This window comes from Delftia sp. CH05, assembly GCF_009827015.1.
Classification (GTDB): Bacteria; Pseudomonadota; Gammaproteobacteria; order Burkholderiales; family Burkholderiaceae_C; genus Comamonas; species Comamonas tsuruhatensis.
This window is the reverse complement of record NZ_WUMG01000029.1, coordinates 39910-53095: the sequence shown is the minus strand read 5'-3', so window position 1 is coordinate 53095 and position 13186 is coordinate 39910. Positions and strand designations below refer to the sequence as shown.

Here is a 13186-nt window from a genome sequence, read left to right as displayed (position 1 = left end):
CACAAGGTGCAAGACTGGCGTGTTTCAAGCCACTGGGGCGCCCAGCAAGGGCCGCCCCGCAGCGAAGGCGCCGTCCCACTCCCGCGTGCGAGAGAGGGGGAAGCGGCGTAGCCGCTCAGGGGGTGTTCTCCATCTATTCAATCCAGTTTGGCGCCGGAGGCATCGACCACGGCCTTCCATTTCGTGACCTCCTGCGCGATGAAGGTCGACAGCCCTGCTGGCGACAGATCCGATGCCGGCTCCAGCCCCTGGTCGGCAAAGGTCTTGCGGATGCGCTCGCTGCCCAGGGCCTTGCGGAAGGCCGCGTTCAGCGTCTCGATGCGGTCGGCCGGCGTGCCGGCCGGTGCCACCACGCCGAAGAACACGCTCACGTCGTAGCCGGGCAGGCCCTGCTCGGCGATGGTGGGAATATCGGGCATGGCCTGGGAGCGCTTTTCCGTGGCCACGCCAATGGCCTTGAACTTGCCGGCCTTGATGTAGGGCATGGCGGTGAGGATGTCGGTGAAGGTCATGTTCACCTGCCCCGCCAGCAGGTCGTTGAGCGCCGGGCCCGTGCCCTTGTACGGGATGTGCTGCAGCGAGGTGCCGGCCATCTTGTTGAACAGCACGCCGGCCAGGTGCGAGGAGGCGCCGTTGCCCGAGGACGCATAGTCCAGGCTGCCCGGCTTGGCCTTGTCCTGCGCGATCAGCTCCTGCACGGTGGTGGCCTTGGTGGCCGGATTGACCACCAGCACGTTGGGCAGGTGGCCCACGCGGATGATGGGCGCGAAGCTGGTCTGCGGGTCGTAGTTGATCTTGCGGTACAGGTGCTTGTTGATGGCCAGCGGCCCCGAGGTGCCGAACATGATGGTGTAGCCGTCCGGCCTGGCGCGGGCCACGAAGTCGGCGCCGATGTTGCCGCCTGCGCCGGCCTTGTTCTCCACGATCACGCTCTGGCCCAGCGTCTCGGTCAGCGCCGTGGCCAGCACGCGTGCCATGGCGTCCGTGGGCCCGCCGGGCGGGAAGGGAACGACGAAGCTGATGGGCCGCTCGGGAAAGCGCTCGGCCAGTGCGGCGGCCGGCAGCGCGGCGGTGGCGGCGAGCGCACAGGCGCACAGGAATCGGCGTTTCTGGAAGGACGGCTTCGGGTCAGTGCAAGGCATGGTGTTTGTCTCCGGTACTTGTGCGGTCATCCCTGTGGACGGGATGTGTGTTCTGGGTCGATGCGGTCGATGGGCTCAGCGTGTCCAGCCTTCGGGCAGGTCGCCTGCCGCCAGCGGGTCGCGCGGCAGCACGCGGTGCAGCAGCACCAGCTGGGCCCAGCGCATGCGCTCGGCGCTGCCGGTGCACGAGGCCTCCCAGGCCATGGCCGTGGCCGTGAAGCAGTGGTACAGGCCCGAGGCGGCGGCGCGCGCCAGGCGGTCACCGCCCTCCTCGGCCGCGCGCAGGGCCAGGGCCGCAGCCTTGTCCATGCTGGCCGACAGCGCGGCCTTGAATTCCGTGGCCGCCTCGGTCTGGGCCAGCAGCTGGGCCGCGTGGTCGCACAGCACGGGCAGCGAGCCTTCTCTCTTGATGGCGCGGATCACGTCCAGCGCCACGATGTTGCTGGTGCCTTCCCAGATCGATCCCAGGTGGGAGTCGCGCACCAGGCGCGGATCGCTCCACTCCTCGATGTAGCCGCAGCCGCCGCGCACCTCCATGGCATCGCCCGTGACCTTGCGCGCGTCGCGGCAGGCGCGGAACTTGATCATGGGCGTGAGGATGCGCAGCAGCGCGTAGGCGCCGTCTTCGCCTGCGTCCGAACGCTGCAGCGCCTGGGCCGTCTGCAGCACCATGGTGCGGGCCTGCTCGGAGTAGATGCGCAGCTTGTCGAGCTGGCGCTGCATCAGCGGCATGTCCTGCAGGGCCTTGCCGAAGGCGCGGCGCTCGCGCGCCACGTACTCGGCCTCGGCCACGGCACGGCGCATCAGCCCGGCCGAGCGCACGCCGTTGGACAGGCGCGAGTTGTTGACCATGTCGGCCATCTGCACGAAGCCCCGGCCCTGCTCGCCCACCAGGTAGGCGACGGCGCCGTCGAGCACGATCTCGCCGCTGGCCATGGAGCGCGTGCCCAGCTTGTGCTTGAGCCGCACGATGCGGTAGTGGTTGGCCGAGCCGTCATCGAGCCGGCGCGGCAGCAGGAACAGCGAGATGCCCTTCATGCCCGCGGGCGCGCCTTCCACGCGCGCCAGCACCATGGCGAAGTCGGCATCGGGGTTGGAGCAGAACCACTTGTCGCCGGACAGGCGCCAGCTGCCGTCGGCGGCCGGGCGGGCCAGCGTCTGGGTGTTGGAGATGTCCGAGCCGGCCGCCTGCTCGGTCATGAACATGGCGCCCTGGGCCTGGTCCTCGAAGCGCAGCTGCGTCATGCGCGGCCAGTACTTCTCGACCAGGGCCGGCTCGCCGTACTTGCGCAGCGTGCGCGCCAGCGAGTCCGTCATGGACAGCGGGCAGCACAGGCCGAACTCGGCCTGCACGAACAGATAGGTCAGCGCGTACTTGGCCAGCGGCGGCAGCTTGCCATCCCAGCCCAGCACGCCCGTGCGGTGCGACATGACGGCCAGGCCGAACTCGCCGTAGGCCACGCGCTCCATCTCCACATAGGCCGGATGCTTGACGATGCGCTGCGCATCGCGCCCCGTGCGGTCACGGTGCTCCAGCTCGGGCGGGTTGCGGTCGGCGGTCAGCGCCCATTCATCGATCTCGCGGCCGGCCAGGGCACCCATGCGCTCCAGATAGGGCTGCAGGTGCGCGTTCACCTCGGGCGGCAGGTACAGCGCCAGCAGCGGCTGCAACTGCGAATCGGTGGTGTACAGATTGCTGCCGTGGCGGTCGGGCACGGCCTGGAAAGCCTGGGCGGGGGAAGACTGCATGGCGGCCAGCGCCTGCGGTTCGGGGTTCATGGTCTGTCTCCTGTGTGGGAACCGGGCCCGGGCGCATGGGCTCCGGGTCTTGGGGATGCCCCCATTCTTGGAAACAGTCCTATTCGAGTCAAATATCGATAACGTATTGATCAATAGTCAAACCGGATAGAACGCCATGGAGCTGAGACAACTGAGGTACTTTCTGGTGCTGGCCGAGGAGCTGCACTTCAGCCGCGCAGCCCAGCGCCTGTCCATCTCCCAGCCGCCGCTGAGCGTGGCCATCCGCCAGCTGGAGGAAGAGTTGGGTGCCCAGCTGTTCGAGCGCACCAGCAAGGAGGTGCGGCTCACGGCCGCCGGCAAGCACCTGCGCGTGCAGGCCCAGGACATCATGGAACAGGCCCAGCGCGTGCGCCAGGACATGCGCGCCATCGCCGACGGCGTGCAGGGCCGCATCCGGCTGGGCTTTGTGGGTTCGGCCATCTACCGCGGGCTGCCCGAGGCGCTGGAGAGCTTTCGCGCCCGGCACCCGCTGGTGCGCATCGACATGCTGGAGCTCAACAGCGCAGAGCAGATCGCCGGCCTGCAGCAGGAGCGGCTGGACCTGGGCCTGCTGCACGCCACGCGCCCCGCGCCAGGCCTGCAATCACACACCCTGGTGAGCGAGCCGTTCATGGCCTGCCTGCCGGACAGCCACGCGCTGGCCGGACTGCGCAAGCTGCAGGTGCGCCAGCTGGCGGGCGAACGCATGGTGCTGTTCTCGCGCCAGGTCTCGCCCGACTACCACCAGCAGATATGGCAGATCTGCCAGAGCGAAGGCTTCACGCCCGACCTTCACCATGAGGTGAGGCACTGGCTGTCCGTGCTGTCCATGGTTTCGCTGCGTCAGGGCGTGTCCCTGGTGCCGGCCTGCCTGCAGCGCGTGGGCTTCCCGGGGCTGGCCTTCGTGCCCATCCAGGGCCGGCACCCGCAGTCGCAGATGCAGGCCATGTGGCATCCGGGCCATGTGCAGCCCCTGGTCGAATCGCTGCTGGCCCATCTGCGCGACAGCGTGGGCAGGCTGGGACAGCAGCCCTAAACGCCACACCCTTGCTCAGTTCACTCTGTCCAAAACTGGCGTGACCCAGAAGCGAGGGACACCGAGCAAGGGCCGCCCCGCTGCCAGGATGTCGTCCCCCTTCCAGGGGGAAGCCGCATAGCGGCTCAGGGGGTTTCCAACTTCATTCCAGGAGCTGCCTGAGAACGTACGGCAGGATGCCGCCGTGCCGGTAGTAGTCCACCTCGATGGGCGTGTCGATGCGCAGCTTGACCACCACGGTCTGCTTGCTGCCATCGGCACGCGTGATCACCAGCTGGGCCTCGCTTTGCGGTGCCAGGTCGGCGGCGGGAATCACTTCCACGAACTCCTCGCCCGTCAGGCCCAGGGTCTGCCAGCTGTCCGTGCCCAGGAACTGCAGCGGCAGCACGCCCATGCCCACCAGGTTGGAGCGGTGGATGCGCTCGAAGCTGCGCGCCACCACGGCCTTGATGCCCAGCAGCTGCGTGCCCTTGGCGGCCCAGTCGCGGCTCGATCCCGTGCCGTATTCCTCGCCCGCGAAGATCACGGTGGCACGGCCTTCGGCCTGGTACTTCATGGCCGCGTCGTAGATGGGCATCTTGGTGACCTGGCCCGTGCCGTCGCGGTACAGCGTCAGGCCGCCCTCCTCGCGCGAGCCATCGGCCTGCGCCGGAATCATCAGGTTCTTGATGCGCACGTTGGCAAAGGTGCCGCGCATCATCACCTCATGGTTGCCGCGCCGCGAGCCGTAGCTGTTGAAGTCGGCCTTTTGCACGCCGTGGGCCAGCAGCCACTGGCCTGCGGGCGAGCTTTCCTTGATGGAGCCGGCCGGCGAGATGTGGTCGGTGGTGATGGAGTCGCCGAACAGCGCCATCACGCGCGCGCCGTGCACCACGTAGGGGTTGGAGCCTTCGGCGCCGGCAGCACCGGCGGCGGGCGCTTCCAGCTCAAGCCGGAAGCCGTCGAAGAACGGCGGCTCGGCAATGTAGGTGCTCTCGGGCCAGGTATAGGTGGCGCCCGTCACGCCGTGGATCTTTTCCCAGAGCTTGCCGGGCTCGGAGCGCACCTTCTCGTAGTTCTCGCGGAAGGCCTTGCCGTTCATGGCGTACTTCATCAGCGCGTGGATCTCTTCGCTGGTCGGCCAGATGTCTCCCAGGTAGATGTCACGGCCGTTCTTGCCCTGGCCCACGGGCTCGGTCATCAGGTCGCGGCGCACCGTGCCGGCAATGGCATAGGCCACGACCAGGGGCGGGCTGGCCAGGAAGTTGGCCTTGATGTTGGGGTGGATGCGCGCCTCGAAGTTGCGGTTGCCCGACAGCACGGCCGCGCAGACCAGGTCGTTGCTGGTGATGGCCTCGTTGAGCTCCGGCGTGAGGTCGCCCGCGTTGCCGATGCAGGTGGTGCAGCCGTAGCCGGCCAGCGCAAAGCCCAGCTTTTCCAGGTAGGGCAACAGGCCAGCTTCGGTCAAATACTCGGTCACCACGCGCGAGCCCGGCGCCAGAGAGGTCTTGATGTGCGGCTGCACCGTGAGCCCGGCCTTCACCGCCTTCTTGGCCAGCAGGCCGGCGGCCAGCATCACGCTGGGGTTGGAGGTGTTGGTGCAGCTGGTGATGGCGGCAATCAGCACGTCGCCGTTGGCGATGCTCAGGCGCTTGGGCGGCGTGGGGGCATCGACCGGCGCCTCGCTGTGAGCGGCCTCCAGCTTGGGCTTGTTGGCCTCCATCTCGGCCAGCGAGCGCTGCGCGCCGGGCGGATGTGCCGGCGTCTCGGGAGCCACCTCGCCCTCGCCGCCACCGCCTACGGGAAAGCTCCGGCCCAGCCGTTCGATCGGCTGGTTGAACCCGTTGTGCGCCGCAGGGGCACTGAACAGCTCATCGAACTTGGACGACACATTGCCCAGCTCAATGCGGTCCTGCGGGCGCTTGGGTCCGGCCAGGCTGGGCGCCACCGTACCCAGGTCCAGGCGCACCACATGCGAGTAGTCGATCTCGCCGGCGGCCGGCACGCCGAACAGTTCCTGTGCGCGGAAATAGCCCTCGAAGGCCTCGATCTCGGCCTTGCTGCGGCCCGTGCCCCTGAAGTAGTCGATGGTCTTTTCATCGACGGGGAAAAAGCCCATGGTGGCGCCGTACTCGGGCGCCATGTTGCCGATGGTGGCGCGGTCGGGCAGCGCCAGGGTGCGCGTGCCTTCGCCGAAGAACTCCACGAACTTGCCCACCACCTTCTCGCGGCGCAGGATCTCGGTCACCGACAGCACCAGGTCGGTGGCCGTCACGCCCTCGCGCAGCTGGCCCGACAGCTCGAAGCCCACCACATCGGGCGTGAGGAAGTACACGGGCTGGCCCAGCATGGCGGCCTCGGCCTCGATGCCGCCCACGCCCCAGCCCACCACGCCGATGCCGTTGATCATGGTCGTGTGGCTGTCCGTGCCCACCAGGGTGTCGGGGTAGTGCACGCCGTCCTTGGTCTTGTGCACGCCGCGCGCCAGGTACTCCAGGTTCACCTGGTGGACGATGCCGAAGCCCGGCGGCACCACGCCGAAGGTGTCGAAGGCCTGCATGCCCCACTTCATGAACTGGTAGCGCTCCTTGTTGCGCTGGAACTCCAGCTTCATGTTCAGGTCCAGCGCCTTCTTGGTGCCGAAGTAGTCCACCATGATGGAGTGGTCCACCACCAGGTCCACGGGCACCAGCGGCTCGATGGACTTGGGCTTCTTGCCCAGCCTGGCGGCCGTGCTGCGCATGGCGGCCAGGTCGGCCAGCAGCGGCACGCCCGTGAAATCCTGCAGCACCACGCGCGATACCACGAAGGGGATCTCGTCCACGCGCTCGGCCTGGGGCTTCCAGTTCGCCAGCTGCTCCACATGCTCGCGCGTCACCTTGTTGCCATCGCAGTTGCGCAGCACGGACTCCAGCACGATGCGCAGCGACACGGGCAATCGCCGGACCTGTGGATATTGCCTTGCCAGTTCAGGCAGGGAAAAGAACTTGCCCTTCTTGCCCCCCGCCGCAGCAAAGGACTTGAGGGTGTTTTCATATTCGTGGCGCATCGTGAGACTCCTGGATGAAACTCTGGGAAGGCACATGCGCGCCGCCTTTTTCCGGGCTGCTGGGCATGTACCAAGACTCTGATTTCCATTGTGCCCAGAAGTGCCCGCGGATGCTGTGGTCCATTGGCGATAGTCACACGCGGACAACGCTGTCCGCGCGGAAAAAGCGGCAGGCTTTCACAGGGCTGTCATCGAACCGGCCAGCGAAGCCCTGCTGCGCCACAACCCCACGCACTGCAGATCGCCCAGCGCCACGCCGATGGCCGCCTGGCCCAGCACCCATGCCCAGCCTGCGGGCGCAGGCTCCAGCACGCCGCTGTACAGCACAACCCCGCAGGCCAGGGCCCAGCCGAAGTTGCCGAACACGGCAATGGCCACCAGCCCCCGGCTGCGCGGCATGCGGCACGCGCCCCAGCCAGCCACGCAGGCCCAGGCCAGCAAGAAGCACCCCGTGCCCAGCAGCAGCGCCTGCGGCAACCCCGTGACAACGGCCAGTGGCTGCGCGAAGGCCAGTTGCACCGCACCCGCGGCGGCGCAGCAGATGGAGTCGGCCCACAGGGTGCGGGGCAGGAAACGGGCATGGGAAAACATCGGCATCAGCACTCCTTGTGGATTGCCGGGCATGCACCTCGCAAGCCGGCCCTGCCGATGCTCCGCCGCCACAGCCCCCGAGTCCATGACCTGCCAGGTCATGCCAGCCCCGCTGGAGCAACTCCAGTCGCTATGCCACAATCCGCACCAGCCCCCTGTCACGGGGCCGGTGCTTGAAAACACCTTTTCCAAGACTAGCGGTGCAGCCTCCCCGTCAGCGAGGCTTTGTCACGTCTGAATCCTGTATTCGTGGGCGCTTGTCCACGTCTGTGCGATTTCGGGCGGGATGGGGCTCACCGCAAGGCTGCCCGCACGACTAGTCTCGTGTTTTCAACATCCCGCCCACCTGCCTGCGCTTGAAAACGCAACCCGGTGGTCTCAAGCCTCGACTAGGAGCACGGAAGCATGCGCAACGTTTGCCTTTCCACGGCCTCTCTCAACCTTGCATGGAGAGCCGAGCCATGACACCCAGACCCCCACCAAGCGCCGAGCATTTCACCCAGGTCGTGACCGAGGTGGACCGCCTGGTGCAGCAAGGCTGTGCCGAGATCTCGGCACTCTCCCGCATGGCCCTGCTGTGGCTGGAAACGCCCGAGACCAGCAACCGCCTGGAGGTGCTCGCCAGCGCCCTGCGCACCATCCGCAACAGCGCCGACATGCTGGCCAGCGAAACCAGCGGCGAAGTCGTCGCCGTGGGCTGCTCCCACCACGTCAAAAGCAGCGCAGCCCCCTGAACCCGGCCGAGCGCAGCAAAGGCCCGCACCAGCTCCCCGTATGCCAGCGCCTGCGTCGGGCCGCCTTCTTTGATCTGACCTTTCTTGGCGAATCAAGAAAGGGCAGTCGGCTGCCGGGCCGAGACCCGGCCTCGAAAAACAACGGCCCGGCAGGGTCAAAACAAGCCCGCTGTAGTCATGACATGGCAACACGCGCACCGCCAACCACATCGCGCGTGCGCCGCAACCCAGTCCACTGCAACTCAGCCAACACCACAACCACCAACGCCTGAGCCAACACCCACGCCACCCCCCAGGCAGACAACCCCAACCCACCAAACGCCAACAGCGCAACACAGCCCACAGCCCACCCGAAATTCCCCACAACCACCAGCCCGATCAACCGCCGCGGCACAGGCGAGCGCGCCGCCATCCACGCAGCCAGCAGCGCATAGCCCAGCAAAAACCAGCCTGTGGACTGCAGCAGCGCCAGAGGCAACCCCGTCACATCCGCCAGCGGCAGCCCCGCCACCAGTTGCAAGGCGCCCGAGGCGGCGCAGGAAGCAGCATCGGCCCACATCACGCGGGGCAGGAAACGGGGGGAAGCGAACATCGACATGGCGAACTCCTTGAGAGCAACAGGCACACACCGTGCATGCCATGGACTGCATGGTCCGCCGCAGGCTGCACAGGGTCGATAACCTCGCAGGTCATGGCCGCCACGCCAGCCCCGCCGCTACGATGCGGACCATGACCTCCACCGCCCATCCACCGTCCGCGCGCTCGCCCTTCGGCGACCATCTGCGCCACTGGCGCCAGCACCGCCGCCTGAGCCAGCAGGGCCTGGCGCTGGAGGCCGAGATCTCCACGCGCCACCTGAGCTATGTGGAAACCGGCCGCGCCCAGCCCAGCCGCGAGATGGTGCTGCGCCTGGTGGAGCGCCTGGGCGTGCCGCTGCGCGAGCGCAACGCGCTGCTGGTGGCCGCAGGCTATGCGCCCATGTACCAGGCCCGGCCGCTGGACCACCCGGATCTGGCCGCCGCGCGCCAGGCCGTGGGCCTGGTGCTCAAGGGCCACGAACCCAATCCGGCCCTGGCCGTGGACCGGCACTGGAACCTGGTGGCCGCCAACGCCATCGTGCCGCTGCTGCTGGCCGGCGTGGCGCCCTGGCTGCTGGAGCCGCCCGTCAATGTGCTGCGCCTGAGCCTGCACCCCGAAGGCCTGGGCCCGCGCCTGGCCAATGCAGCCCATTGGCGCGCGCATCTGCTGCACCGCCTGCAGCAGCAGATTGCCGCCACGTCGGATGTGCAGTTGCAGGCGCTGCACGACGAGATTGCCGCCTACCCGTTCAAGGAAGATGAAGCGGACTCACATGGCGCAGCACCTGCCAGCCACATTGCCGTGCCCTTCGCGCTGGACACCGACCATGGCCGGCTGAACTTCATCAGCACCATCACCATCTTCGGCACGCCGGTGGATGTGACGCTGCAGGAGCTGGCCGTGGAGTCGTTCTTTCCGGCGGATGCGCAGACGCAGGAGGTGCTGGGGCGGTTGAGGCAGGCTGCGTAAACTGGAAAGTACAGAGCCAGAAAGCAGCAAAGCCCGCCGAAGCGGGCTTTGCTCATGGAGCCGGATCAGGCCGGACTCAGGCGCTCACGCCCTTGGCCACGTCCGCGTACTCTTCGATCTGGTCGAAGTTCATGTAGCGGTAGACGCTGGACTTGTCGGCATCGATCACGCCCATTTCCTTGAGGTATTCCTCCTTGGTGGGCAGCTTGCCCAGGCGCGATGCGATGGCGGCCAGCTCGGCCGAGCCCAGGAACACGTTGGTGTTCTTGCCCAGGCGGTTGGGGAAGTTGCGGGTCGAGGTGGAGATCACCGTCGCGCCTTCGCGGACCTGGGCCTGGTTGCCCATGCACAGCGAGCAGCCCGGCATTTCGGTGCGGGCACCGGCCGTGCCGAAGGCGGCGTAGTGGCCTTCCTTGATCAGCTCGTTCTGGTCCATCTTGGTGGGCGGAGCCACCCACAGCTTGACGGGGATGTCGCGCTGGCCGCCCAGCAGCTTGGCTGCTGCGCGGAAGTGGCCGATGTTGGTCATGCACGAACCGATGAAGGCTTCATCGATCTTGGTGCCGGCCACTTCGGACAGGAACTTGGCGTCATCGGGATCGTTGGGGCAGCAGACGATGGGTTCCTTGATGTCGGCCAGGTCGATCTCGAACACGGCAGCGTATTCGGCGTCCTTGTCGGCTTCGAGCAGGTCGGGCTTGGCCAGCCAGGCTTCGACCTTCTCGATGCGGCGCTGCAGCGTCTTGGCGTCGGCGTAGCCGTCGGCGATCATGTTCTTCATCAGAACGATGTTCGAGGTCAGGTACTCCTTGATCGGCTCGGGGTTGAGCTTGATCGTGCAGCCGGCAGCCGAGCGCTCGGCCGAGGCGTCGGACAGCTCGAAGGCCTGTTCCACCTTGAGGTCGGGCAGGCCTTCGATTTCCAGGATGCGGCCCGAGAAGATGTTCTTCTTGCCGGCCTTGGCCACGGTCAGCGCGCCTGCCTTGATGGCGTACAGGGGAATGGCATGCACCAGGTCACGCAGGGTGACGCCGGGCTGCATTTCGCCCTTGAAGCGCACGAGCACGGACTCGGGCATGTCCAGGGGCATCACGCCCGTGGCGGCGCCGAAGGCCACCAGGCCGGAACCTGCAGGGAAGGAGATGCCGATGGGGAAGCGCGTGTGCGAGTCGCCGCCCGTGCCCACGGTGTCGGGCAGCAGCAAGCGGTTGAGCCAGGAGTGGATCACGCCGTCACCGGGACGCAGGGCCACGCCGCCGCGGTTGCTGATGAAGGCGGGCAGCTCGCGGTGGGTCTTGACGTCCACGGGCTTGGGGTAGGCGGCCGTGTGGCAGAAGGACTGCATGACCATGTCGGCCGAGAAGCCCAGGCAGGCCAGGTCCTTGAGCTCGTCGCGGGTCATGGGGCCGGTGGTGTCCTGCGAACCCACGGTGGTCATGCGCGGCTCGCAGTAGGTACCGGGGCGCACGCCCTGGCCTTCCGGCAGGCCGACGGCGCGGCCGACCATCTTCTGGGCCAGCGTGAAGCCGGCGTTCGAAGCAGCGGGCGCCTGGGGCAGACGGAACACGGTGGAGGCAGACAGGCCCAGGAATTCGCGGGCCTTGGCGGTCAGCGAACGGCCGATGATCAGGTTGATGCGGCCGCCGGCGCGCACTTCGTCGAACAGCACGTCGCTCTTGAGCTGGAACTCGGCGACGGTCTCGCCGTTCTTGACCAGCTTGCCGTCATAGGGCAGCACGTCGATGACGTCGCCCATCTCCAGCTTGGAGACGTCCACTTCGATGGGCAGCGAGCCGGAGTCTTCCTGCGTGTTGAAGAAGATGGGGGCGATCTTGCCGCCCAGGGTCACGCCGCCGAAGCGCTTGTTGGGCACGAAGGGGATGTCCTGGCCCGTGGCCCAGACGATGGAGTTGGTGGCCGACTTGCGCGAGGAGCCGGTGCCGACCACGTCGCCCACGTAGGCGACCAGGTGGCCCTTCTTCTTGAGGTCGTCGATGAACTGCATCGGGCCGCGCTTGCCGTCTTCTTCGGGCTTGAAGGCCGCGTCGGGACGGGTGTTCTTGAGCATGGCCAGGTAGTGCAGCGGGATGTCCGGACGGCTCCAGGCATCGGGTGCAGGCGACAGGTCGTCGGTGTTGGTCTCGCCGGGCACCTTGAAGACGGTGACGGTGATCTTCTTGTCCACTTCGGGGCGCGAGGTGAACCACTCGGCGTCGGCCCAGCTCTGCATGACTTCCTGGGCCTTGGCGTTGCCGGCCTTGGCCTTGGTGGCCACGTCGTTGAAGAAGTCGAACATCAGCAGCGTCTTCTTCAGCGCGTCGGCAGCGACGCCGGCGACTTCGGCATCGTCCAGCAGCTCGATCAGGGGGTGCACGTTGTAGCCGCCCACCATGGTGCCCAGCAGCTCGGTGGCCTTGGCCTTGGAGATGAGAGCCACCTGGATGTCACCGTGGGCCACGGCCGCCAGGAAGCTGGCCTTGACCTTGGCGGCATCGTCCACGCCCGGAGGAACGCGGTGCGTGAGCAGGTCGAGCAGGAAGGCGTCCTCGCCAGCGGGCGGGTTCTTGATCAGCTCGATCAGTTCGGCAACCTGCTTGGCATCCAGCGGCAGCGGGGGGATACCGAGCGCGGCGCGTTCGGCCACGTGGTCACGGTAGGCTTTCAACATGATTCTCTCTCCATGGTTTTCTAAAGTGGGGCTGCTTGCGGGACGCTCAGGTCCGGGCCTGGATTACTGGCCGGCGGGCTTGGGTGCTTCCAGCAGGCTGGGAGGCGGGTTCTTCTTGATGGCCTCGGCCACCTGAAGCTGGTCAGGGCTCATGCATTCGTCGGCCAGGCGCTGGCCGACCTTCTGGTTCATGAGCATGGACTTGTTGGCGATCTGCAGCCAGACGGCGCCGGCATGCTTGTCTTCCAGGCGCACGGTGCCGGTCGAGGTCTTGACGGGCGCCATGTGGTACTTGAAGCCCTTGCCGTCGATGTTGAAGTAGCCGGGGTTGGACTGGTCGGCCGTCACATTGACGAAGGCGCCCAGCTCGCAGGGAATGCGGCCGGTGTGCACGCGCTCCGAGATGGCCAGGTCTTCGGCGGACAGCGGCTGCTGGGCAGCAGCTGCCACGGCCGCCGCACCGCCGACTGCGGCAGCGCCGGCAGCGGCCTTGGCCGCGGTGGCCTTCTTGGCGGGAGCCTTCTTGACCGCAGGCTTGGCGGCGGCCTTGGCCGGAGCCTTCTTGGCAGGTTCGGCGGCGCTGGCGCCCAGGCCCATGGCAAGCAAGGGGGCTGCGATCAGGATGGAGGCGATAGCTGTCTTCATACGTTGGGCTCCTGC

At 67.3% G+C, this 13186-nt stretch carries 10 protein-coding genes; 3 read left to right on the top strand and 7 right to left on the bottom strand.

Annotation, left to right across the window (positions count from 1 at the left end):
- Nucleotides 1-137: 137 nt before the first annotated feature.
- Entirely contained in the window at nucleotides 138-1142 is a 1005-nt protein-coding gene (locus tag GRX31_RS20285) for a Bug family tripartite tricarboxylate transporter substrate binding protein (RefSeq protein ID WP_016450211.1), read from the bottom strand.
- 75 nt (nucleotides 1143-1217) lie between these two features.
- A complete protein-coding gene (locus GRX31_RS20280) occupies nucleotides 1218-2921 on the bottom strand; it encodes an acyl-CoA dehydrogenase family protein (protein ID WP_160854463.1) in 1704 nt (567 codons plus the stop codon).
- A gap of 136 nt (nucleotides 2922-3057) precedes the next feature.
- On the opposite strand from GRX31_RS20280, the gene GRX31_RS20275 reads away from it, so the two are divergent.
- Nucleotides 3058-3957, top strand: coding sequence for a LysR family transcriptional regulator (locus GRX31_RS20275; RefSeq protein WP_034368145.1), 900 nt, complete (start codon nucleotides 3058-3060; stop codon nucleotides 3955-3957).
- Nucleotides 3958-4099: 142 nt separating this feature from the next.
- Here GRX31_RS20275 and GRX31_RS20270 read toward each other — a convergent pair whose 3' ends face one another.
- The gene (locus tag GRX31_RS20270) at nucleotides 4100-6985 is read right to left on the bottom strand and encodes an aconitate hydratase (protein ID WP_160854461.1); all 2886 of its coding nucleotides are present in this window, start codon (nucleotides 6983-6985) and stop codon (nucleotides 4100-4102) included.
- 177 nt (nucleotides 6986-7162) lie between these two features.
- Complete coding sequence (locus tag GRX31_RS20265; protein WP_160854459.1) at nucleotides 7163-7582, bottom strand: hypothetical protein; 420 nt, start codon at nucleotides 7580-7582, stop codon at nucleotides 7163-7165.
- 455 nt (nucleotides 7583-8037) lie between these two features.
- Between GRX31_RS20265 and GRX31_RS20260 the strand changes: the two genes are divergently transcribed.
- A complete protein-coding gene (locus tag GRX31_RS20260) occupies nucleotides 8038-8310 on the top strand; it encodes a hypothetical protein (protein WP_034368143.1) in 273 nt (90 codons plus the stop codon).
- A gap of 175 nt (nucleotides 8311-8485) precedes the next feature.
- Here the strand turns inward: GRX31_RS20260 and GRX31_RS20255 are convergent, their stop codons facing one another.
- Entirely contained in the window at nucleotides 8486-8908 is a 423-nt protein-coding gene (locus GRX31_RS20255) for a hypothetical protein (protein WP_160854457.1), read from the bottom strand.
- A 131-nt stretch (nucleotides 8909-9039) separates the two neighbouring features.
- Between GRX31_RS20255 and GRX31_RS20250 the strand changes: the two genes are divergently transcribed.
- The gene (locus tag GRX31_RS20250) at nucleotides 9040-9858 is read left to right on the top strand and encodes a helix-turn-helix domain-containing protein (protein ID WP_160854455.1); all 819 of its coding nucleotides are present in this window, start codon (nucleotides 9040-9042) and stop codon (nucleotides 9856-9858) included.
- 76 nt (nucleotides 9859-9934) lie between these two features.
- Here GRX31_RS20250 and acnB read toward each other — a convergent pair whose 3' ends face one another.
- Both acnB and GRX31_RS20240 read right to left on the bottom strand, forming a co-directional pair.
- Complete coding sequence (gene acnB, locus GRX31_RS20245; RefSeq protein WP_016450204.1) at nucleotides 9935-12526, bottom strand: bifunctional aconitate hydratase 2/2-methylisocitrate dehydratase; 2592 nt, start codon at nucleotides 12524-12526, stop codon at nucleotides 9935-9937.
- A 63-nt stretch (nucleotides 12527-12589) separates the two neighbouring features.
- A complete protein-coding gene (locus GRX31_RS20240; RefSeq protein WP_016450203.1) occupies nucleotides 12590-13171 on the bottom strand; it encodes a hypothetical protein in 582 nt (193 codons plus the stop codon).
- Nucleotides 13172-13186: the final 15 nt, after the last annotated feature.